The following is a 23,258-nucleotide window of genomic DNA, read 5'->3' on the forward strand; positions in this document are numbered from 1 at the left end:
TTTATCGCTGCTTTCTCGAATCTACCTTGGCACTAATCAACCGTTGGTGGTGGTAATGCGTCGGCAGGTCTTAGGGCATTTTCCGGAATGGGAATATTCGGAATTAAGTTGTCATCCAGTGGGATGTCTTCTCCGTTCCCATTGGGATTCGCCGGATTGGGTTGCTCAATCACTTCGCCAGGAGGAACCGCTGTGGGGTCAGGAGCGACCGCAAACGGATCGATCCAACCACCGCCGAGGGCCTTGTATAGCGAAACCACGGCCAGGTAAATATCCCCTTCGGCGTTGGCTGCCTGGTCGTCGAGTTCGGCCTGGAATCGCTGAGCGTCCAAGAGCGTCTGGAACGGGATGATCCCACCCTTGTATTGCTCTTCGGAGATCTCAGCCGCTGCTCGAGCCGCCAAAGCGGCTTCTCGCAGGCTTTCCGCACGACGAATGCTGTAGCGATACTGCGAAAGGGCGTCTTCCACTTCCTGAGCGGCAGTCACCACTTCGTTCTGATAGTTGTAGACCAACCCTCGCCAGCGAGCACGCTGAACTTCGATATCGCTTCTAACGCGACCGAAGTCGAGCAAACGCCAACGCATCGCCGGACCTGCAGCATAGGCGATACTTTCCGTTGTAAACCAGCGATTGAATTTGGTGGTGTCAACGGTGAACGTACCCGTAATCGTGAACCGAGGATAAAGCTCGGAAACTGCCACGCCGATGCGTGCGGCCTGGGCGGCGAGTTGTCGTTCGGCCGAGCGGATATCAGGCCGCTGACGAATCAATTCGATCGGCAGCCCCACAGCAATATCTTGGGGCAGCGAAGGGAATCGCTGTTGCGGGGTGATCTCTTTCGACAAATCGGATGGTGGTTCGCCCATCAGCACCGACAGTCGGTGATACGCCAATTCCATCTCTTGTCGCAAGAGGGGAAGTCCCGCTTCCGTGCTGTACAAGTTGGACTTGGCCTGTTCGACGTCGAGCTGACTTACCGTACCTGCCGCAAAGCGATCTTCGGTAATCTTGAGCGATTGCCGTTGGAGCTGAATATTGCGTTCGACGAATTCGATTCGACGCTGCAAAGTTCGGACTTGGATATAGTTGGCCCCGACTTCACCTTGCAAACTGACGAGCAAGTCGTTGTGGTCTTCGATCGCCACGTCAACATCGGCATCGGCAGCTTGCAATCGACGACGTACGCCACCGAAGATGTCGACTTCCCACGTCGCATCGAAACCAGCCGACCAGAAATTGAACGGAGGCGGATTGAAGTTCGAGAGACCGAAGCTATTACCACTTCCCGAGGTCTTACGCCGAGTGTAGCTACCGATGCCATCGATATCGGGGAACAAGTCACCACGGACGATCCCTCGTAACGCTCGGGCTTCGGCAATTCGTTCGGCCGCTTGTCCCAATGTCAGGTTCTGTTGGGCAGTACGAACAATCATGCTTGTCAGCACAGGATCGTCGAACTTCGTCCACCAGGCGATCGAGTCGTTAGGCGACTGACTTACCCCGGGCGGTAGTGGTGGAATCCATTCGCACTGAAATGGAGCCCCTGGATCGATATGGTCTGGTCCGACCAAGCACCCTGTGAGCCCGATTGTGGCTGTCGCTACTGCGCCAATCACCAGCTTGCCAATGATAACTGGGATCTTGCTTTTCGATCGTGATTTTCGAATAACCATTCGCAAGCTAACCTTTTACTTTGAGATAGTTCACCTCCCAAGGAGATAACCGCCAGAAACGTTATCGGTGGAATAATCATGTCAAGTTGCAGATGAACTTTGCCGGACATACGGGTCACTCAATCGTTAATCTTGACGATAGTAACGACAGCATCTGTTGCATGGATTGCAACTGTTTTGCCCCCAGACGGGGCAGGCGATTGAGGAGAAGTCTCGCTGCTAGCTTGAAATAAGCTGCCCAACTTAACTAATCGGAATTTTCGCGCAGATCAACTCAACCCCGGGGATCTCTTCAACCGATATCGCTGAATGAGACCGTGCGCAAGAAATCGCCGCTCAATCACTCCCCCGCTCACTCACTTCACAACGGATGGTGAGGATGAACCAACAACTTCCCCTGTTTACGCTTCCGGTCCTGGCCATCATTTTGCTCGGCAGCGGCTGCAGCATGGTGCCGAAAACTGACGCCGTAGCGACACCAAACCAAGCCGCAGGTCCTCCGAATCAACCGATGATCTTGGTCGAATTCCAGGCCCCAGGCGAAGCGTCGACAACGCAGCGTATTCCGCTGTCGTCTGCTCCAACGCTACAAGCAGCTGTTCAGCAGACCCAAGCCAATGAGAAGTATGATCGCTTTCATATTGCGATCTCACGACTTCCCCAACATCCCGGTGCTCAGCCGCAGAAGTTGGTCTCGCAATATGATCACCGAAGCGAGCAGATACCCTTCGAGTACGACTACCAATTACGCCCAGGCGACCGTGTCGTTATCGTAAAAGATCCAACCGATACGATGGATGACCTGCTCGGCAGCATCGTCGGTCCGCTGCGAATGGCGGCCGGACGAGAGCCTTTGAACAAGTCGCCCTTCTAAGACAGTAGAGAATCTCTGAAGACATCGAGCGTGCCGCAATCAACGAATTGCAGCACGCTTTTTTTATTTAGTACGAGACGCGCCAACGCGTTCGGAAGAGCCACACCATCACGCCGAACATAATAGCGTTAAGACCGACCGCTAACCCCATAAAGATACCGAAGCGGAACCAATCGCCGGGGTTGTCAGTCGCACCGTCCAAATCAACTTTCAGCGGAACGTCCCACAATGCAGAAAAGGGACTGATCAGGGTTAACTGACGCGAGAACTCGGCCACGACGGTAATCGGAGGTGGCTCCGGATCGGCCGTAGAAGCCGATGTATAATCTACCACGGCAGTCTCAGCCGCTGGCGTAAATGCCAGTTGAGCAAAGTAATCGAACGCCAATGTGCCGCAAAACAGTGCGATAATCACCAAGTAGGTACACATCAGGCTGTGCGATGTTTTTCGGAACAACACCGAGCAAAACAGTGCCAACATCGACGTAGTGATGCAAGTGATCAAGATCACCGAGAGATAAGCTAACACCGATATCCAGTTGGTCCAGTAATACGGCACCATCACGCAAGCCAACAGCAGCGGCCATAGCAGAAAACCGGTCAATACGCTGGAGACACGAAACCCTGCGACCAGCTTCCCGGATAGAATCTGCCAAGGCGAAATCTCGGTCGTCAAAAGCAGGTCGAGCGTTTCGCGTTCACGTTCCGATGTGATACTACCGGCCGAGAACACGGGGCCAACCAAGATGTTGAACAGAATCACATACGCCATGTAAAGCGGCGCGTACTGTGGCTTGAAATACAGGCAAACGGCCATCAAAGGAATTGCCAGGAACATGCTGATCTGGATCACCAGCCGCAGCATCAACGTTCCTTGAGCGAAAATCTCGCTGTGGATTTCCTTGTCATAAACCGGGTTCTTGTTGTCGTCGAGCAGCTGGGTGCGTTTCGGCGGAGCGAAGAGACGATCAGGAAACTGATCGCGCTGAATCACCAAGCCGACCGCTTCTCGAGCCTCTTTCTCTAAGTCGACGACATCCTTCCCTTCACTACCGACGTCGTGCGGATAAAGGAGCGTGCGAGCAGTATAGAGAGACAGCAATAAGATCGTTGCCGCAGCTGCCGCAGGCACAGTCATCAACAGAACGATCAGACGCAGTCCGCCGTTCTCGCCGAGCATCTGCCAGACAAACGCACCAGCCAGGGCGATGGGAAGAATCAGCAAGTAGGAAACAACGAGCGAAGAGGATGTCCTCGCAAAAAAGCTGCTGCACGCCACGCTGATCATGCCGAACGTCGCCACAGCCACCATCAAAATAGCATACGCTGCGAGCAATTCGTACAGCGAAACACCACCCAGCGGCAAACACAACATCACGATCGGAAGCGATGTGAAAATCAGCAATGCCAAGTGAGCGAGCGATGCGAGAAGTTTGCCGATGACAATCGCCCCAGGCTTGAGTGGACTCGCCAAGAGCATTTCATAGGTTTTTCGTTCTTTCTCGCCGGTGAGCGTTCCGGAGGCGAAGCTCGGCGCCATCAGCGATGCCAATACAAATTGTCCGAGAAAAAACAAATCGAACAATCGCCGTGCTGCTTCCTGATCGGTCGAAAGATCGAGTCGTTCGACCTGAGGCCACGCAAAGTAGACAATCGCGGCCAACAACATCTGGTAAGCAAGCAACAACAAGAATGCTCTTGCCGTACGCAAGTTCACTAACAGTTCGCGCTGAAGGACCGGATTCTCGAGAAGATACATTCGTGGCAAACCCTTACCAGATAAGGCACTCGGCAGCTCGCCGTCCGGCGAGGCTTGCCTATTCTAATCGTCTGCCGGAAGCCAATGCTACCCTTTGGCCAGAATAGCCATCGGCACTCTGGACAGCCAAATAATGTCAAATTAACGAAACCGTAGACCTCTCCGCGCATCGAAAGATTGTAGTGATCCTTAGTTTCGATGTTTAATCCTGAAGTAATCAATGATGTCCAATCTGGAACCAAACAGTCAGAACGCGAAGCCCGAAACCCATGCTCGTCGACAATTCTTCGGTCTTGCCGCTGGTGGTGCCGCAGCCACTTTAATGGCTACCCACACGTCGACTGCCGCTCAACCCACCACCCCAGGTGAAACCATGAAACGCCCTGAAATACTCTTTTTTGACGTGAACGAATCACTGCTCGATCTTACGGCGATGAAGAAGTCGGTTGGCGATGCGCTTCAGGGTCGCACCGAGCTCCTGCCACTTTGGTTCTCGACGATGCTTCATTACTCGCTGGTTTCAACGGTCGCCGATCAGTATCAAGATTTCGGTGTGATTGGTGCCGCGGCTCTGCAAATGGTCGCGAAGAACAACGGCATCGAACTGAGTGAAGCAGACGCCAAAGCGGCGATCGCGCCCATTCGTTCGCTACCTCCCCATCCTGATGTCGCGCCTGCGTTGAAAGCGCTGAAAGAGGCCGGTTTCCGAATGGTCACGCTGACGAACTCTTCCAACAGTGGTGTCACTGCGCAGATGGAGAACGCCGGACTCACGCACTTCTTTGAGAAGCGTTTGAGCATCGAAGACATTCAGATGTTCAAGCCACATACCCATGCCTACAAATGGGCAGCGCGAAAGATGGAGGTCGATCCTTCACAGTGCATGCTGGTCGCCGCCCACGGCTGGGACGTTGCGGGAGCCCTTTGGGCCGGTTGGCGAGCCGCGTTTATTTCTCGACCAGGGGCTCAACTCTTCCCCTTGGCCGAGACGCCTGAGATCAACAAACCAGACCTTCTCCAGATATCTAAAGATCTCATTCAATTGCCGGCTTAGCCTCCAATCGCTTGCCATCTTCAAAATCTGCGATTTCTTAAAAGTGCTTTCTGGCAAACGCATTAGCACATCGATTAGGCAAGCCCCTGCACACTCGCCCAAGGAGATGGCAATTGCCACTCCTTTAGGGTAGACGCTGATTTCACGATCGAAACGGCCGGTTTTATTTCTCGAGAAACTGAGGCGATCACGAGGGCGCGGATTCTCCCTTGTAGATGGAATTAAGGAATAGAAATCCCGCTTGTCTAATTAAGCGCAATCCCAAGCCGGGTAACCGCATCCTCTCTGCGGCGACAAGCAGCTCAATTGGAACGCGGTTTGATTAGCTAGGTAGCAGAGCAATTTGAGATCCTTGTTTCTGTCAAAGCTTTTTGCCGGAGTTTTATTTTGACGATGACCCGTTCCACACGAGGTGGTTTTTCACTGGTCGAACTCTTAGTCGTGCTGGCCGTCATTGGTGTTTTGGTTGCCTTGCTACTGCCGGCTGTGCAACAAGCACGTGAAACTTCGCGCCGGATGGCGTGCACCAACAATATGAAGCAGTTGGGAATTGCACTGCACGTTTATCACGACACGCATTTGGTATTCCCTTATCGCGAAGGGGGATATGGCCGGCACCAACATAACGGCGGAACGATTGCCCCTTACCAACGGCTTTCGGGCTTTGTTGCTTTGCTTCCTTACTTAGAACAAAACGCGGTTGCTAACGAAGTTCAATCCAACGGCCAGTCGAAGACGCCTTGGGATGATTGGCAGCCATGGCAAACCAGCTTTTCCTCGCTGCTTTGTCCTTCCAGTCCCCCACATATGTCCAACGACGCCATTGCCGACTCCAACTACACCTTCTGTGCAGGCGATTCGACCGATACGGAATCGCTCGATCCACGAGGCATTTTCGGGCTGGTCAAACACACTAAGATTTCCGACATCACCGACGGTACAAGCAATACGTTGGCACTCTCGGAACATGGCTTGCCCACGAGTAGCCGAGATATTTTCAACGTAAACTATGGCAGCGATCCTGCGACGCCAGCGGAGTGTGCGTTGACATTCGATCCGTTCAGTGGCTACGAACATGCGGTCAGTGCGCCAGGCAGCCGTTGGACCGATGGTGGTTCAGCATTCAGTGCAATGAATACCTGCCTTCCCCCCAATCGTCCTCAATGTGCATTCGCAAATCATGATGCTCAGGACGGTTTTTATACGGCTTCGAGCTATCACCCTGGCGGTGTCATGGCAACGTTCGCGGATGGTTCGGTTCGGTTTATCACGGAAACGATCGATGCCGGCAACCAAGGGGCTGAACCTGTTGCGTCAGGTCCAAGTCCTTACGGTGTCTGGGGCTCGATGGGCAGCAAGAGCGGCGGCGAATACACACCAGGAAGCGAATAAGGATGACTCGGTATCTGTTACTTCTCGGACTGTTTTTGGGGCTCCCTTCGTTAGGTTGCTACTCCGGAAGTCCCAGTACGATTCCAGGTCGCTCTCCAACGATTCCAGTTCAAGGAGTCATCACCCTTGATAACGAACCTGTCGCCAACGCGACGGTTATGTTCTTCTGCAAAAAACTGCGAATTACGTCGTATGGCAAGACGAATGAAAACGGTGAATTCTCGCTGACGACCTATGATCCCGAAGATGGTGCTCCAGAAGGTCGCTACGTCGTAACGGTTAAGAAAAGCGAGCAAACGATCACAAAACCTAGTGAGCATCCTACGTTACCTCCGCAGTCCGAGACCGTTCAGCTGTTGCCGGCGGAGTATGGCGACTTGGAATCGACCTCTCTTCGCGCGACCGTCATTACGGGGGGAAATAACTCCTTCCCGTTCAATCTTACTCGCTAGCCCCCTCTTTGGGGTGCGTCATTATCGTTGTACGTTTCGCGCATATTTCGCGTAGAATTGCCGTAGATTCAGGCAACTTCTATCGATACGAGGCGGAGTAAATCAGATGGGCCCTATTCGAGGTCTTTGGCGAGATACTTGGTGGCTGTGGTGTGTTTTTCTGGTCGCCATTCTGAGCGTTGCTTACGTGGTGACTCCCTTTTTTGTCATTCTGATTCCTATCTTCCTCGTCGTCTTTGTCTACTTCAGCTTCGTTCGCTACGACGATCAAGGACGCAACAAAGGGGACCTCGTTTGAGGCTGCTCGATTCTCCCTTGAAGATCTAAAAAGCCGGCACGCAGCTGGTCTGCTGCGTTCGTAGCATGCCAGCAGGCAGCATGTTAGACTTGTCTAGTAGTCACCCTGCCCCATCCTGCGATTGTTGTCCTGACAGTCCGCGCTGCCCACCTTCGAACTATGACACCCAGAATCACTCTGCTTGCGGTCTCGATTTGTGTTGCTCTTTTCGCCGCTTCCACGACTTCTGCCGCGGAATACTTTGTGGCGACCGACGGACTCGACACAAATTCCGGAACCATCGATGCCCCTTTCGCTTCGATCCAACATGCGGAAACGGTCGTTGTCCCTGGCGATACGGTCTTCATCCGCGGCGGCACGTATCGCATGCAAGAGTCCGACATCGCGCGCAAGCGTCGGATCTGGGCCTATGTCATTCATCTCCGTAAAAGTGGCGAAGAAGGTAAGCCAATTCGATACGTCGCGTACCAGGACGAACGCCCTATCTTTGACTTCTCGGCGGTCAAGCCCGACGGCCATCGCGTGCATGCGTTTGAAGTCGAAGGATCCTGGCTCCATTTGCGAGGCTTGGAAGTGGTCGGCGTTCAAGTCACGATGACAGGGCACACGCAGTCGATCTGCTTTTCCAGCAATGGAAGCCACAACCTATTTGAACAGCTCAGTATGCATCATGGTCATGCCATCGGTATCTATACCGTTCGCGGCTCTGACAATCTGTTTCTGAACTGCGACGCCTACGAAAACCACGATCCGGTTTCTCAAGGGGGACGTGGTGGAAATGTCGATGGCTTTGGCTGTCATCCAACGCGCGGAGCTAAGAACAACGTCTTCCGCGGATGTCGTGCGTGGTTTAACGCTGACGATGGATTCGACTGCATCAGCGCGAACGAAGCAGTTCGCTTTGAAAACTGCTGGGCTTTCTGGAATGGATTTTCTCCGGGGTTTGAAAAACGGGCCGATGGCAACGGTTTCAAAGCGGGAGGCTACGGCATTTCGCCTAACCCGCGCGTTCCCCAAGAGATTCCACGGCATGTCATTCAAAACTGCGTAGCAGTCGCCAATAAGGCGAGCGGATTTTATGCGAATCATCACCCCGGAGGCTGCGACTGGCTGAACAACACAGCCTATCGCAATCCGAAGAACTTCAACATGCTTAATCGCTCGACAGACTTCTCCAAAGACGTCCCAGGTTTCGGGCATGTGCTGAAGAACAATCTCGCGTTCGGCAGTTCGCGTGCGCTGATCGAAATCGATCTCGATCGATGCGAACTGGAAGCCAATACGTTTCCCGACAACTTGCATGTCGACGAAAAAGACTTTGTGCAACTAAAAGACCACTCGCAGCTTACCGCCCCTCGACAAGCCGATGGCAGTTTGCCGGAGATCACTTTCCTTCACCTCGCTCGGCAAAGTAAACTGATCGACGCTGGCGTTGATGTTGGACTGCCGTTCGAGGGAGATGCCCCTGACATCGGTGCTTTTGAAACCTCGCCGTAGCTCCTCTTCCCTTTTCCTATCCAGACTGAGTTCCGCCCATGCAACGCCGCACGTTTCTCGCTGCCACCTCGGCGGCAATGCTGTTTCCTCTTGGTGCCCATGCGGCGAATCCTTCGATGCGTGTTGCTGTCATCGGGCACACCGGGCGAGGGAACTACGGCCATGGTCTGGATACCATGTGGCAAAAGATCGACGACGCCCAAATCGTTGCCCTAGCCGATGCTGATCCGCGTGGACTTTCGCTCGCCACGAAACGACTCGGCTTGGCCCATGGCTTCGACGACTACCGCAAGATGCTCCCCGAAGTGCGTCCAGACATCGTCGCCGTTTGCCCTCGGCATGCCGATCAACATCACGACATGATCCTTGCTGCAATTCATGCTGGTGCGAAAGGGATCTACTGCGAAAAGCCATTCGTTCGCACACCAGCAGAAGCAGACGCCATCCTTGCCGCAGCGGAAAAGCAAGGAACGAAGATCGCCGTTGCTCATCGCAATCGGTACCACCCTGCCCTTGCCCACATCGATGCGTTAATCGAATCAGAGAAGCTTGGCAAAATCCTTGAGCTGCGTGGCAAAGGAAAAGGAGATCGTCGCGGCGGCGGAGAAGATCTCTGGGTCCTGGGTTCGCATGTTTTAAACTTGTTCTGCTACTTCGGTGGCGGCAAGCCCAAAAGTTGCTCGGCAATGATGCTTCAGGATGGTCGTCTGGTCACTGCCGGCGATGTTCATGACGGTGCCGAAGGACTCGGGCCGCTGGCCGGAAACGAAGTCCACGCACGTTATTTGATGGACAACGGCCTAGTCGCCTATTACGAGTCGATTGCGAACGATGGCACCAATGGAAGTGGGTATTGCTTCGAGATCATCGGCAGCCAGGGAACGGTGACCTGGCATATCGATCGCGATCCGGTAGCTCACTTTACTCCCGGCAATCCGTTCGATCCTACTCTGGCCCCACGACAATGGATACCGATTACCTCGGCCGGCGTCGGAAAGCCAGAGACCGACAAACCGTTGATTCAAAGCGTCCACAACCATGTTCGTGCCGGGAATGATTTAATAGCCGCTATGGCAGAAGATCGGGCCCCTGTATGCGACATTCACGAAGGGGCCGCAACCGTTGAAATGATTTGTGGTGTCTTCGACTCGCACCGACAAGGTGGCAAATCGGTTTCGTTCCCGCTTGTCGAACGAAGCAATGCTTTGTCAAAAATGAAGTCTTAAGTCACCAGCCGCTTCTGGCATCGTTCGCCAAACCCTGGCAACAGCGGGTCGCAAGCTGCTCGGGCAGCCAATACCTGGGTATGGACACCCCAAGGACTGAAGTGGGTGAAGGTGATGGCCCGTTGAATCGAGTTAGCAAATCGTAACTTGTAGTCTTGCGTGCCGGGTCCAAAATTGACCTGGCGATCTCCGCGGTAGTGGCTGTCCTCGATCACTTCGGCAAGCAAAATGGTGCCGAGACTTTTCGCTTCGCACGATGCGTCGTAACCGCTTCGCAAGCAGTAAACGTTGCCGCGACAATAATAGTTGTACAGAAACGCGACCGGCTGATCGTTTAGATAGAGCAAGTTCATGTCGACCATGCCTTTTTCCGCTGCGGCTTCATGCAGTTCTCGCAAGATCGGTCGGACTCGTGGACTACAGAACGAAGCACCAATGTCCGAGTCAGCCTGCCAGCTTTTCTCGGCGACGTCGTGCGACTGCTGAAACAAGACCCAGCGTGGATCGATTTTGTCTTCGGTCACGTCGGTGCGATAGCGGACGTAACGCAGGCTGCCATGCTGTGCGGCTCGCTCCTTTTCACGCTTCATGCTGCGTCGCCAATTCTTTGACTTCTCTTTCGTGTAAGCTTCCCACGACGAAGCCATCTGCACGACGGGCACTTCCATGCGGGGTCGACGATAGAACTTGATGCTTTGCTGCTGGAGCAGATCGGCCTGATCGGGAAAGAATTCGCTTTGCTCGCACAAGTAGCGAAAGTCGATCACATCCCAATCACGCGGCTGATGGCGAATGTAGTACATCGCTTCGCGGAAGATCGACACGGGATCTTTACCGATCGGTCCATAGAACGTTCCCCAATCGTCCAGCGGGAACGAAAGCACTCGCAAGTACCCTAAGCGAAAACGCTCGCTTCGAACCGTAAAAGGGACGATCCCAACAAGTTCGTCCCCTTCGCATACCAGCAGCAACCGCAGCTTTTGCTCTCGCTTGAAATGCCGCAGCGTAATGCGGAGCCAATCGAGGGTTTGAAAGAATGTCGCCCCTGGCGTTTGTTGGTGCAGCTTTTCCCAATCGCCTGCGAGTGCCTCGAGTTGTGCGGGATCGTTGATCTCTCGAACGTAACGTCTCATTGCCTACCCCATGAAAATTGAAATCGAATGATCCAATGTCCAAGGGAAATTGCAGTAGGTATGCCAATGCCGTCGTGAAAACGTTTCGACTTTCTCCAAACCCGCAATTTAAAGAGACTTACGTCCGTTGCGGTTGAACCGCAATTGCTTCCAACGTTGATGCCATTTGGCAACATGGTTGTGTTTCGGCATCAATCGCTCCTAAAAGTGGGGCCGGACAATCAGAACAGCCGTAACGACCGACATGCCTTCTTGCATCTTTCGCGCAAGCAAAGGAACGCTGGTCGGGTCCTTCGACGGCCGAAAGGCCAAGAACGAGAAAAAGCTGCGCATGAAGCGCAGCTTTAGGAGGTTCGCGTTGCGAAATGGCAACGTCCGAAAGGGCCCGTTATTTGGCCTGATCCCATAGCGTAAAGGGATCGTCCAGGCGTTTCATTTCCGAGTACAGCAACGCCTCGAGTTCCTTTCGCTTCGCCGCGTACTGCGGGTCGTCTGCGAGATTGGTTTGATGCTTGTCAGGAGAGACGCCTGTCACGGCTTGAACTTCCTTGGAGTGATGCTGCGGGAGATACTCGTGCGGATTCTCGGCCAGATTAAAGAGCTGCGTTTCCTGAATGCCTGCTTTGGGTACGTCGTACTTGATGAGTTTCCAATCCCCTTGCTTAACGCTCCGCATGCCCGGCTTCTCGCCACCACAGTAAACGCCGTATAGGACGTCGCGGATCTTCTCTTGCTCGCCCATGAGAACCGGCTTGAAGCTCGTTCCTTCATTCGTTTTTGGTGCCGACACTCCGGTCAAGTCGCACATGGTGGCCAGGACATCCAAGAGATAGATGTTGCCTGAGGCACGCGAGCCAGGCTTAATGCCGGGCCCTTTGACGATGAACGGAACACGCCAGGTATGTTCATAAAGGTTTTGTTTGCCTTGCAAGCCATGTCGCCCGATCGGCATTCCGTGATCGGATGTGTAGAAGATGTAGGTATTGTCGAGTTCGCCCATCGCTTCCAACTTGTCGAGCACGCGACCGATTTGAATATCGATGTTCTCGTTGCAGGCAAACTCTCGACCGAGTTCGTTACGAATCGTTGCTTCATCGCGATTGGTCCACACACCACTGACGGCCACTTCGTCACGAACATTCAAGTGCCCATTTTCAAAGGGATGCTTCGGCAACCAATTCGGCGGCATTTGCGGCTGCTTTTCGTTCGGCTTCGGCAGCGTCGTCTTCTTGGTGTGATTGATCGCACCATACTTCTCGAGCAAATCCGGAGTGCCGTCTCGCGTATCGTGAGGATGCGAAAATCCGAAGTAGATCAAAAAGGGATCGGCGTCTTCCGACTTTTCGCGTTCGTTCAGGTAAGTAAGCACTTGCTCGGCATGCCATGCACTGCCGCTCTCTTCGGTGCCGCCACGCTTTGTTGCGTCATGAACGACGGTGAACTGCTTGTTGGCAGCATCGTAGCTGTTGCCCTTCTTGCAAGTTCGCATTGTGTCGTAGCCGGCTCCATTAAAGACGGCTCCCATCGTGTACTTCTCGAGATTCGGCGGCACCAACTGGTTATCGGACTCGTTTGGATTTCGCTTTCGATTCATACGACTTGGAATGTGCCACACGGTTCGGCCACTCATCACCATGTGACGCGACGGAGTACAAACGGCTCCGGACCACGAACCCATGTGATACGCCGCGTCGAAGACCATCCCTTCGGATGCCAAGCGATCGATCACTGGCGAATCGAGTTTCGATTCAGGGTTATAAAACTTGAAGTCGAACGGCGATTGGTCGTCCGTAATAATGAACAAGATGTTCGGTCGTTCCGCGGCGAAAACCGGATTCATGCTGCCACACACGACGAGCGTCGCGGCGCACAACCAAGTCAGAATACGAGACATGAAATTGCCTTTATTGCATGGGGAGGGGTAAGAGGAGAGTTAGTTCTTTTCGCTTTTCCAAAGATCAATATCGCGGATGTCGTTCTCTGCGTCAGGCCCATCGGTACTCCGCCCACGACGAACATCGTGGCGAAGCTGTTGGAGTAACTTTTCTGCGATGCTCGAATCCATGTCGTAGCGGTTTTCCTGTTCGCCGATGTCTTCGATCATGTGGTACAGCTGAGCTTTCGGAGCACTTTTGCCGGCCTGTTTTTCATTAGGAGAGCTCCAACCACCCGAGCCTCGCGCAAGCGCCAATTTCCACGGTCCTTGGCGATATCCAAAGTGCCCACTGATTGAATGATGCACGATTCCTGCTCGTGTCGACTGGATCGTTTCACCCCTCAGCGCCGGCAGAAAGCTAACGCTGTCTTCGCAAGAGCCCGCGGGAACTTCCGCATCGACCAACTCAATAGCGGTTGCAAAAAGATCGGTCAAACAGATGGTTTGATCGCTGGTGGAGCCAGGCTCAACGGTTCCCTGCCAACGAACAATAAACGGGACACGATGACCACCGTCCCAGATGTCTGCTTTCGATCCCCGCAAGTCGGCGCTGACGCGATGCCCCTGTTTGGCAAGCTTGCCAATTCCTGCCGCTTTGCTGCAGCCGTTGTCGCTGGAGAAAATCACAAGCGTGTTGTCCGCCAGATTATTCCGCTCGAGAGCTCGGCAAATCTCGCCCAACGCATGGTCCGTCTCCATGACGAAGTCGCCGTAATCCCCCAGGCCGCTTTTGCCCTGCCAAGCCTTGGTCGGCAAGATCGGCGTGTGAGGCGATCCCAGCGGCACATAGAGAAAGAATGGCTTTTCGCTCTCAGCATGCTGATCAATGTATTCAACCGACTTTCGCGTCAGCCGTGGCAGCATGTTAATAGGGGCATCGTGGGCGATAACCGTGTCGTTTTCGATCACCGTTTGCATGTCACGCGCGTGGTGGAATCCGTGGTAGTAATCAAACCCTCGCGAAATCGGCCCATCCGGAATTTTCGTCCCGACCGGTGGCGACTTGTAGTCTTTCGCCGAATAGGCCTCGCCAGACTTTGGATCGCAATACTGAAAGTTCAGATGCCATTTCCCGATGATCGCTGTCTCGTATCCCTGATGCCGAAGAAAGCTGGCAACCGTCGGGCGAGATTCATCAATCAAGCATGGTGCGAATCCGGTGACGACACCACGCTGCAGTGTCGTTCTCCAACTGTATCGTCCCGTCAACAAACCGTACCGCGTCGGCGTGCAAACCGACGAACCAGAATGCGCATCGGTGAACGTCATTCCTTCTTCCGCCAAGCGGTCGGCATGTGGCGTCGGTATCTTGCCATGCTCGGGGTTCAAACAGTGGACATCGCCAAACCCAAGATCGTCACAAAGGACGAACACGATATTCGGCTTCTCAGCAGCAGAAACGATCTCTCCGTTGAAAAGACCGAAGCATATTACGACGCCGACAAAACCGAGGCGAATCATGTCTGCCTACTCCCACACTTATTGGCTAAACCGAGGCGCTGAATATCCTTGCTTGCGAATCTTCGCGAGCTGTTGCTGCATTTGCTTCACCTTTTCAGGATGAGCGTCGGCAACGTTGTTCCGCTGCCCAATATCTTCCGCCAAGTTGTAGAGCTCGACCGATTGCTTGTCGTCGCCGGGATAATCATGCCGCTCTTCCCAGGCCTTCCAGCCACGCGATCGGTACCCCGTCGCCGTATCGATCAACAGCCAATCTCCTTCTCGAAACGCGAACTGATTCGCGAACGTGTTGTGAACATGCGCCGTGCGAACTGCATCGGTTTCGCCCTGCAAGTGAGCGAGCATGTCGTGCGAATCTTCTGCCGCATCCTCCGGCAACGAAAACTCCAGCATCGAAGCAAACGTCGCCATCAAATCGATTTGCGAAACTAACGCATTGCTGACATGCCCCGGCTTGGTCGTACCAGGCCAACGAATGATGAAGGGCACATGATGTCCACCTTCGTAAATATCGCGTTTGAGCCCACGAAACGGCTCCGGCGACCAATGCCCATACTTGGCATCGCGAGCATACGCGTAATGCTCAGGTCCGTTATCGGCACTAAAAACCACGATTGTGTTATCGGCTTGCCCGGAGGCTTCCAACGCATCTAATAGCCGGCCAACCATGGCATCGGTTTCCACGACGAAGTCCCCATAGGGGCCAGCTCCGCTTTTACCGTCGAACGCGTCGTTCGGAATGATAGGAGCATGTGGGCAAGGAAACGCGAAGTAAAGAAAGAACGGCTCGGTCTCTTTGGCCCGCGATTCAATGTATGCCACGCCTTTGTCGGTAAGCGTTGGCAACACGGCGTAGGGATCCCATCCGGTGACCATCGGTCCCGGCCGGCATTCCCAGTTTCCTTCTTTGATCTTTTTCCACTTCGACTCATCTTTCATCGTGTCTGGCGTTTGTGCCATCTTGTCGTCTTCAATCCACGCATATGGTGGAAAGTTGATCACCGTGTCGCCGAAGTAGTGATCGAAACCATGAGCGAGCGGCCCATCCGGAATCGACTTCGTCCAATCAAAGCAGTCAGGCTCGACGCCTTTTTTCGTGCGTATCGCATCCCAGTCCCAGCCGAGGTGCCACTTGCCGATACAAGCTGTTGCGTATCCATTTTCCTTCAACATCTCAGGCATCGTAAGACGCTCTGGCCGAAACACTGATTTTCCGAACGCATTAACAATGCCATGAAAGTCGCGCCAATGATGGCGTCCGGTCAGCATCGCGTAGCGACTTGGCGTGCAAATGCCAGAGGAAGAATGGCCATCGGTGAACCTTGTTCCTGTGGCTGCAAGTCGGTCCAGATTGGGTGTCGGTATCTTGCTGTTGGGGTTGTAGCAAGTCAGGTCGCCGTATCCGAGATCGTCGGCATACAGAATCAAGATATTGGGTGCTTGAGTCTCCTGGGCAACAGCCACCGATGCGTGAATTCCCAACAGGAACAACAGCGCAATCGCAATCAGGCAACGCGACATAGAATTCGAACTCGCAATGAATGAGGTTGTATTGAGAGGAAATGGCGGGGGTGAGATCAAGCCGGCGATTCAATGAAGAGAGGAAACCATCGACTCACCAGATAACAGCACAAGTTGGATAGATCTGCCACTCTTTTTTGGTTGATCATTCAATTTTGTTGAAATCGGACATGCAGAAGTTAGTTTGCGAGAATCTGCCGACGACCCCAATTCTGATCACGGCTTCGCCCCGATCGCTGGCATCTAACGATGCGAGTAACGTCCACTTCATTCGTGATTGAACCTGATTTCGATTGCGTTTTGCGGTCATTTTCCGTTCACCTCTGCGCAAAAATACAATCGAACCCCTGGGTATTTACTCTAAATTTTCTCCATTCGCGAGAATTCTTTGCACACGCTTCGGACAGCATGCATATTAAGGAAGTGATTTCTTAACACGAAATAAATAAGGGACTTACGTTCCCAACTGGTTTTACCGGCAAGTACCCTTTGAAGTGCATGGCTTTAGACAGATCGCGACATCACGCGGCGTCTGTCTATTGCAATAAAGCGATTTTACACGTAAAACTTCGCGCAAACATTCATACAAGATCGCGCACGTCGACGTCCTCTCCCGTGACGGGCTCACCTGACTACTTGGACGCATATGAGCGAAAAAATTACGATTGGAATCCATTCCGCTTCCTGGACGGAACATTCTCGACGTGTGCTGCAGGGATTGCTTAACTACATCGAAGAATTCCCGAACATTCAAGTGCGGGATTTCCGTTTCTCGAGCAACGATCCCAACCTGGTAGGTAATCCTCCGTGGACCGGTAAAGTGGACGGAGCGATCGTCGCAGCTGGTCGCAACCCAGGGATCACCACATGGATTCGTCGCGGGAAAGTGCCGGTGGTGATGGCGAGCGCCGACTTGATCGATTCCGGATTTGTTTCGGTCTACACCGATGTCCATTCGGTCGGTCGTCTTGCGGCTTCGCATTTAACCGAAGCAGGTTTCGAGAACATCGCGTTTGTTGGCTATCAAAAGTCAGATGGTTCCAAGCGTCGCCGCGACGGTCTTGCGGACGAGTTGGCCAAGCGCGGTATCAAGCTGAAGGCGCTCGCGCTGAAAGAGATTCCTGTCGACTCGGTGGAAGACGAACGAGAGATCTCTGATTCGACGGTCGAGAAAGTACAGCAACTTCTCGACAAGTCCCCTAAGCCGCTCGCCGTTGTTGCGTTGAACGATGTTGTTGCGGAGTTCATTGCCAAAGTCGCACGTGAAATGGGGATTTCTATTCCGGATGAATTGGGCGTCCTGGGTGTTGGCGATTCGGAACGGGCACGGATGGCAGATCCTCCGATTTCCAGCGTACAAACCCCTGGCGTTGAAATCGGTTATCGCTGTGCGTCGCTATTGCATTCGATGATTCTAGGGAATTCGCCGAAGGAAACGGTCTTCGAGATTCCTGCCGAGAAAGTCACCGCACGACGATCTACCACCGGTTGGAAGCGTGCCGCGATAACAGACATCGACCGAGCCGTGAACTACATCCGCGATCACGCTTGCGATGGCATTCGCTTGAAAGATGTTGCCAGCGCGGTCCGTATTCCGATTCGTACCCTCGAGATCGAGTTCAAGAAACAGATTGGCCGTTCGATGGGCGAAGTCATTCGTGAAGTTCGCCTGGAACGCGTAAAACATCTGCTTGAAACGACTAACCTGTCGACGCAGCGGATCGCGGCAATGGTCGGCTATAGCCACTATTCTTATCTGAACAAACTGCTTAGGGATGAATTGAACGTGACGCCAAGTCAGTACCGTAAGCAGCAGCGCCGCCAGAATGCAGACTCCTAAGTAGGAGTCTGCCAGGCTTGAAGTGAAACGTTAGTTCGTCTTGGTGTAAGAACCAGGAACCTCGAATCGGACGTTTGCATCTTCTCGCTTCACCTCGAAGCGAACGGGGTATTCTTTAAATAGAAAGTACTCTTCCGGCACCGTTTCGGCATCTTTGATTTGATCGTACGAGATGCCGTCGAGACCGCAGATGGTGACCTTCATCGGGCCGGCGTTAAGCCCCGTCACCGTGCAAAACGCGCCATCTTTGATCGGAGCGTAGTCTCCGACGCCCTTTCCACCCTTCTCCAGATCGGGATAGAACTTCACGAGTCCCGATTTGACCGGTTGTCCCCCGTAGGTAACCGTGCCTGAGATCATGAAACGCGTCTGCTCTTTCTGGTCGGTACAGCCAAAAAGCAGACCGCATGACCCCATAAATGCCACGGCCCAAACACATTCTTCCAATAAGCAGAAGGAGAGAATCTTAAAGATAAACATCGCAAGGTCCCCAATATAACAGACGAGATGATAAGAATAGACAATCGACTCCCTGCCCCTAGAGACCGAATCAACGCCACTAAATATAAATCAATAGGCGTCTTTCTATCGTTATACCATTCTAGCGGTAGATCCAAAAGGGCCCTTCAGAATGATTTCCCGCGACAACCGTTTCCCCTGCCCGATGTGCGTGACCGCTTAGCTTCGTGTGACAGCGTGGGACAGACCATTAGGATCGGTTGATGGGTTCATTTTTTCACCGATTGCTTATCCCAATTGCGTGCCTGATCGAAGAGAATCGAGAGGCAAGATTCAGCATCCGAGTGGATGCCTTACACGATCGGCAACTTGAGAGGACCGCACGTATGCGATGGCGAGGGAGACGAGGTAGCGACAATGTGGAAGATCGGCGATCCTCGCGTGGACCTGCGATGGCCGGCGGTGGCAGCATCGTGGGAATCTTACTTGTAATGCTGCTCGTGTGGCTGTTGGGTGGAAACCCGATGGCAATCTTGCGCGGACTTGCCGTCCAGCAACCGCCAAACGGAGGCGGTGCCCCGGCTCAGATCAATCCGGAAGAAGACGAGCGAGCTCAGTTCGTCTCGGTCGTTCTCGCCGACACCGAAGACGTTTGGCAAGAACAGTTCCGCGAAATGGGCAAACAGTATCATGATCCAACGCTCGTCATGTTCCGCGGAGCAGTTCAGTCGGCGTGTGGTTTTCAGCAGTCCGCTACTGGTCCCTTTTATTGTCCTCTCGATCAACAGGTTTACATCGACTTAAGCTTCTTTGACGAAATGGAAGATGGGCTTGGTGCCGGCGGCGACTTCGCCCAAGCGTACGTCATCGCTCACGAGGTAGGCCATCACGTTCAAAACTTGCTCGGCATCAGCGAAGAAGTTCACCAGAGACGCACCCAGGTAAGCAAAGAGGAAGCGAACGAGCTTTCCGTTCGACAGGAACTTCAGGCCGACTTTCTCGCTGGTGTTTGGGCGCATCATGCACAGCAAAACTGGAACATCCTGGAAGAGGGAGACATCGAAGAAGCATTGAACGCCGCCACTGCCATCGGCGATGATCGTTTGCAAATGCAATCGCGCGGCTTTGTTGTGCCAGAGTCCTTTACCCATGGCAGCTCGAAGCAGCGAGCCAAATGGTTTTATCTCGGTTTGAAAACCGGCGACATGGACCAAGGAGATACCTTTAGTATTCCCTTCAATCAGTTATAGTTGCCTCATCCTGCCAACGACTTCCCGCTTGTTTCGCTGTCCTTTGTTGAATTGAATTCCACGATGCGCACCTTCACCGCTCTATTGTTTTTCGCTTCTCTGGCACTCGTTCCCGTTTGTCTGCATGCCCAGGACAAATCGGCATCGACGCTGGAAACCGATATCCTTTACCGCAGCGAAGAAGGTCTCGACGATTACTCCCAGCAGCAGTGCCGACTCGATGTGCATTGCCCTGCGAAGAAGGGTTTCGCCACGGTGGTTTGGTTCCATGGAGGCGGTTTAGAGAATGGCGACAAACGAATCCCAGACTATTTGCTCGATAACGGCTACGCAGTCGTTTCGGCCAATTATCGCCACAGCCCCAAAGTCAAGTCGCCTGCCTATTTGGAAGATGCTGCCGCGGCGGTGGCTTGGACGTTCGCCAATATCGAAAAGTATGGTGGCGATCCCAACAAAATCTTTGTCAGCGGCCACTCGGCCGGTGGATATCTCACGAGCATACTTGTTCTCGACGACCGTTGGCTCGCTCGACACGACATTCAACCAAGCCAACTCGCTGGGGCGATTCCCCACAGCGGTCAAACGCTGACCCACTTCACCATCCGCAAAGAGCGTGGCCTCGGCCGCGACGTCGGTTTGGCAGACGAACTCGCACCGCTTTACCACGTGCGAAACGATACCCCGCCGCTTCTGCTGACCACTGGCGATCGAGATCTTGAGATCCCATTGCGCTACGAAGAAAACGCACTGCTCTATAAGATGTTGAAGTTCGCCAAACATCCCAATGTAGAACTGCACGAACTACAAGGTTTTGATCATGGCAACATGGTCGAACCAGGCGTTCTCTTAATGACTCGGTTCATCCAAAAGCATGCTGGCGGCAAATGATCACGGCTCAGCAGCCGCCGCATCCATTGCCTAAAATTCGCTGGGATGAATCCACAAGATCAATCCTCGACTATCTCCCTCTGGCAAACGTGACATCGTCCCCCCTGCATTGTTAGAGATAACATCGTAGTTTCGCACACGCCAGAAGACGACCGGACCATCCAACTTGGCTGGCGAATTACCATTGTCGGCGACATCGTGAGGACCTTGGGATCGGTCCTGTTGATAGAACGCGGCTTCATCCGCTTGCAGCGTTCGCCGAACTACCCTTGGCATCTCATCGCTGACTTCCACCAGCGGACCACCGTTGACAGATCGTAAGTGGCGTGGTCGTGACGGATCGTCCCAAAGCACCGACACGCGGACCGATCCATGACTTCCTGATTCAGGATCAACCTCAAACGTCACTACCGACTCTCCCTTCTGAAGTTGAATCTGAATGTCAGGGTCTTCTTCGGGAATTCCTTCGTCCGGAATATCGCGGAAACATGCACACAATTCATACGGGCCTCCCTCTGGAACATAGATCCGCCATTCGGTGATCCAATCTTCCATCCGAGGCACCTTCCTTACATAAAATTGATCTGGCTCGAGAATGCGTAGGTCATCGAGCTGTTCGCGATAGAAGCGGATCTCTTCTTTTGCCGTTAACAACTCTTGAGCCGACTCCTGCGACAGCCAAATCAGATGAACTTGGGACGAAGCCATCCCCACGACCGCCATTATCAACATTGCGGTAAACAGCGACAAACGGAATGGCGAACGCGGATTCTCAGAGGGACGTAAGCGGTTTTCCAAAGGACTACTCTCTTCGCCAGATAGATCAGGAACGCCCGAATCATTGGAAAGGGCTTCGCTCTCACAGTAAACAGCCAACGCTGCCGGAAGCGGTAGAAACATAATGACGGCAATACAGTAAGTCATCCCCAGCAACATGATCGCCATCAGCGAAGCTCCCGACGCAAAAGGACTAAATCCTATCGCCCAGGGTAAAAGTAGAACAGGAACGACAAACAACCAGCGTCGAAAGATCACAACTTTGGCAAGGCTGCGATAGTTTGTTGACATGGCGACTTTGATCATAAAGCCGCCCAGGCACCATATGAACAAAGCAAACATCAGCGAGTTCATCTGAGATATTTGTAATTGTCCCCACGTCCAAAGATCCACCGGCATGCGATCGTGTAAGGTCCAATGAACGCCAGATTGAATTGGCTCGAAATCGAATAGGACCAAGCTCGGCAACGAACCAATAGTCATCACGATCGCCAACTTCCTGAGCAACGGAAGCAACGGTGCCAATTTTTGAATCGGTCCTAACGCACCGACAAGCCAGAACCAACCGAGTGCGTCCGGCAGCACATCTACTTTGACCACGCCCAGGCGAATGCTGAAATCAGCGGCCACCAATAGCAGTGGCCAGAACATGTTACGGAACGCTGTCGCGAGCATGCGCCATTCCACAAACGCAGATCGCTCGCACGTGTCGGTTGCGGTTGCCAAGTTGGTGCCCTCATTCAGTCCGAACAGCCTAGGACGAGATTTAATCTTTCAGGTGCTTGTCGAGAAACGCTACGACTTTCTTACGTCGCTCACCTGCATAGAACTCGGGGCCACCATGCTTGCCGCCTTCAATCACGATCAACTCTAACGGCAATCCGGCTTCCTGATAACCGCTTTGAATCCGCTTCGATTGATCCAGCAAAACCGTATTATCTTTGTCGCCATGAATCACGAGAAAGGGAGGATCATCTTCGGTCACGTGGAACGCGGCGGACGCCTGTCGTGCGAGGTCGGTCTTCTGATCGGCTCCTCCACCAAGCAGTTTATAAACCACCGATCCTGGCTTGTTGGCGCGATGGGGTTGTGTCTTCGATCGCAGGATGAAATCGGTCGCCCCATAAAAATCGACAACACAGTCAACACGGGAAGACTGATCAACGTTACCACCGACGGTTCCTTCCAATGCTTCGACGTCGCCGGAAGTTCCCATTAATGCTGCCAGATGTCCTCCGGCACTTGAGCCTCCCACGGCGATCTTCTTGGTCGAATAGCCATACTCGTCCGCATGAGCCCGCAGCCAGCGGACAGCCGCTTTGCAGTCATGGATCTGCGCCGGGAAGGTCGCTTTGTCGGTCAAACGATACGAGATGCTTGCCACCGCGAAGCCATGCTCGGTCAGCCAGTTCACGGGACAATTATCCTTACTCCCGGCATGCCAACCGCCGCCATGAATCCATACTAAAAGTGGTGCCGAAGATGCTTCCGGCAAATACAAATCGAGCTTAAGGCTTTGCCCATCGACGTTGGCGAACTCGAGATCCTTCACCACTTTTCGCGACGTTTCTGCAATGGCGACCGTTGACGTAGCAAGCAGAATGAGCAGACAGAGGGAAAACGAGAGAGGGCGTACAAACATGGCAGGCAGGTCCTTCGGCTACAGTCGGGGCTAATTCGACAGGTCGGATGATGAATGGTGATGCCGATCATAAAGCGACTTTCTGCCAATTTCCACTGTTCCATCGGAACAAAACTCTCGCCA

At 53.4% G+C, this 23,258-nt stretch carries 19 protein-coding genes; 10 read left to right on the forward strand and 9 right to left on the reverse strand.

The genetic code is table 11. The annotated features are described in order from the left end of the window. Positions 1-32: 32 nt before the first annotated feature. Positions 33-1,676: an efflux transporter outer membrane subunit gene (locus LA756_RS11595; RefSeq protein WP_224440040.1), complete on the reverse strand. Its 1,644-nt coding sequence runs from the start codon at positions 1,674-1,676 to the stop codon at positions 33-35. Between the two features lie 379 nt (positions 1,677-2,055). Here LA756_RS11595 and LA756_RS11600 point away from each other — a divergent pair, with 379 nt between their 5' ends. Continuing rightward, on the forward strand, positions 2,056-2,550 hold the full coding sequence (locus LA756_RS11600; RefSeq protein WP_224440041.1) for a hypothetical protein: 495 nt from the start codon (positions 2,056-2,058) through the stop codon (positions 2,548-2,550). A gap of 67 nt (positions 2,551-2,617) precedes the next feature. Here the strand turns inward: LA756_RS11600 and LA756_RS11605 are convergent, their stop codons facing one another. Next, the gene (locus LA756_RS11605) at positions 2,618-4,309 is read right to left on the reverse strand and encodes an ABC transporter permease (protein ID WP_224440042.1); all 1,692 of its coding nucleotides are present in this window, start codon (positions 4,307-4,309) and stop codon (positions 2,618-2,620) included. A 220-nt stretch (positions 4,310-4,529) separates the two neighbouring features. Between LA756_RS11605 and LA756_RS11610 the strand changes: the two genes are divergently transcribed. The 6 genes from LA756_RS11610 (at position 4,530) to LA756_RS11635 (ending at position 10,228) form a co-directional block, all read left to right on the forward strand. Further along, positions 4,530-5,363 carry a haloacid dehalogenase type II gene (locus tag LA756_RS11610; RefSeq protein ID WP_224440043.1) on the forward strand — a complete coding sequence of 278 codons (834 nt, stop codon included), beginning with the start codon at positions 4,530-4,532 and terminating at the stop codon, positions 5,361-5,363. Between the two features lie 393 nt (positions 5,364-5,756). After that, complete coding sequence (locus tag LA756_RS11615) at positions 5,757-6,755, forward strand: DUF1559 domain-containing protein (protein WP_224440044.1); 999 nt, start codon at positions 5,757-5,759, stop codon at positions 6,753-6,755. A gap of 2 nt (positions 6,756-6,757) precedes the next feature. Then, positions 6,758-7,207 (forward strand): carboxypeptidase-like regulatory domain-containing protein, encoded by a 450-nt coding sequence (locus tag LA756_RS11620; RefSeq protein WP_224440045.1) that lies wholly within the window; start codon positions 6,758-6,760, stop codon positions 7,205-7,207. A gap of 106 nt (positions 7,208-7,313) precedes the next feature. Beyond that, entirely contained in the window at positions 7,314-7,505 is a 192-nt protein-coding gene (locus LA756_RS11625; RefSeq protein ID WP_224440046.1) for a hypothetical protein, read from the forward strand. A gap of 159 nt (positions 7,506-7,664) precedes the next feature. Next, a complete protein-coding gene (locus tag LA756_RS11630; RefSeq protein WP_224440047.1) occupies positions 7,665-9,002 on the forward strand; it encodes a right-handed parallel beta-helix repeat-containing protein in 1,338 nt (445 codons plus the stop codon). 38 nt (positions 9,003-9,040) lie between these two features. Continuing rightward, positions 9,041-10,228: a Gfo/Idh/MocA family protein gene (locus tag LA756_RS11635; RefSeq protein WP_224440048.1), complete on the forward strand. Its 1,188-nt coding sequence runs from the start codon at positions 9,041-9,043 to the stop codon at positions 10,226-10,228. On the opposite strand, the gene LA756_RS11640 is transcribed toward LA756_RS11635, so the two are convergent. The 4 genes from LA756_RS11640 to LA756_RS11655 all read right to left on the reverse strand — a co-directional run bounded on the left by LA756_RS11640 (position 10,225) and on the right by LA756_RS11655 (position 16,279). Further along, on the reverse strand, positions 10,225-11,361 hold the full coding sequence (locus LA756_RS11640) for a GNAT family N-acetyltransferase (protein WP_224440049.1): 1,137 nt from the start codon (positions 11,359-11,361) through the stop codon (positions 10,225-10,227). The two genes, LA756_RS11635 and LA756_RS11640, sit on opposite strands and share 4 nt — an antisense overlap. 388 nt (positions 11,362-11,749) lie before the next feature. Then, a complete protein-coding gene (locus tag LA756_RS11645) occupies positions 11,750-13,201 on the reverse strand; it encodes a sulfatase-like hydrolase/transferase (protein ID WP_224440378.1) in 1,452 nt (483 codons plus the stop codon). Positions 13,202-13,294: 93 nt separating this feature from the next. Next, on the reverse strand, positions 13,295-14,758 hold the full coding sequence (locus LA756_RS11650; RefSeq protein WP_224440050.1) for an arylsulfatase: 1,464 nt from the start codon (positions 14,756-14,758) through the stop codon (positions 13,295-13,297). An 18-nt stretch (positions 14,759-14,776) separates the two neighbouring features. After that, the gene (locus LA756_RS11655; protein ID WP_224440051.1) at positions 14,777-16,279 is read right to left on the reverse strand and encodes an arylsulfatase; all 1,503 of its coding nucleotides are present in this window, start codon (positions 16,277-16,279) and stop codon (positions 14,777-14,779) included. A gap of 646 nt (positions 16,280-16,925) precedes the next feature. On the opposite strand from LA756_RS11655, the gene LA756_RS11660 reads away from it, so the two are divergent. Further along, on the forward strand, positions 16,926-18,119 hold the full coding sequence (locus LA756_RS11660; protein WP_224440052.1) for a substrate-binding domain-containing protein: 1,194 nt from the start codon (positions 16,926-16,928) through the stop codon (positions 18,117-18,119). A 30-nt stretch (positions 18,120-18,149) separates the two neighbouring features. Here the strand turns inward: LA756_RS11660 and LA756_RS11665 are convergent, their stop codons facing one another. Next, positions 18,150-18,599 carry a hypothetical protein gene (locus LA756_RS11665; RefSeq protein WP_224440053.1) on the reverse strand — a complete coding sequence of 150 codons (450 nt, stop codon included), beginning with the start codon at positions 18,597-18,599 and terminating at the stop codon, positions 18,150-18,152. A gap of 365 nt (positions 18,600-18,964) precedes the next feature. Here LA756_RS11665 and LA756_RS11670 point away from each other — a divergent pair, with 365 nt between their 5' ends. Further along, a complete protein-coding gene (locus LA756_RS11670; RefSeq protein WP_224440054.1) occupies positions 18,965-19,828 on the forward strand; it encodes a neutral zinc metallopeptidase in 864 nt (287 codons plus the stop codon). 63 nt (positions 19,829-19,891) lie between these two features. Then, the gene (locus tag LA756_RS11675; RefSeq protein WP_224440055.1) at positions 19,892-20,716 is read left to right on the forward strand and encodes an alpha/beta hydrolase; all 825 of its coding nucleotides are present in this window, start codon (positions 19,892-19,894) and stop codon (positions 20,714-20,716) included. Between the two features lie 30 nt (positions 20,717-20,746). Here the strand turns inward: LA756_RS11675 and LA756_RS11680 are convergent, their stop codons facing one another. Together LA756_RS11680 and LA756_RS11685 are read right to left on the reverse strand one after the other, a co-directional pair. Beyond that, positions 20,747-22,219 carry a hypothetical protein gene (locus LA756_RS11680; RefSeq protein WP_224440056.1) on the reverse strand — a complete coding sequence of 491 codons (1,473 nt, stop codon included), beginning with the start codon at positions 22,217-22,219 and terminating at the stop codon, positions 20,747-20,749. Between the two features lie 40 nt (positions 22,220-22,259). After that, positions 22,260-23,135 (reverse strand): alpha/beta hydrolase, encoded by an 876-nt coding sequence (locus LA756_RS11685; RefSeq protein ID WP_224440057.1) that lies wholly within the window; start codon positions 23,133-23,135, stop codon positions 22,260-22,262. Positions 23,136-23,258: the final 123 nt, after the last annotated feature.

The sequence above is a fragment of the Bremerella sp. TYQ1 genome (assembly GCF_020150455.1).
Taxonomy (GTDB): domain Bacteria; phylum Planctomycetota; class Planctomycetia; order Pirellulales; family Pirellulaceae; genus Bremerella; species Bremerella volcania_A.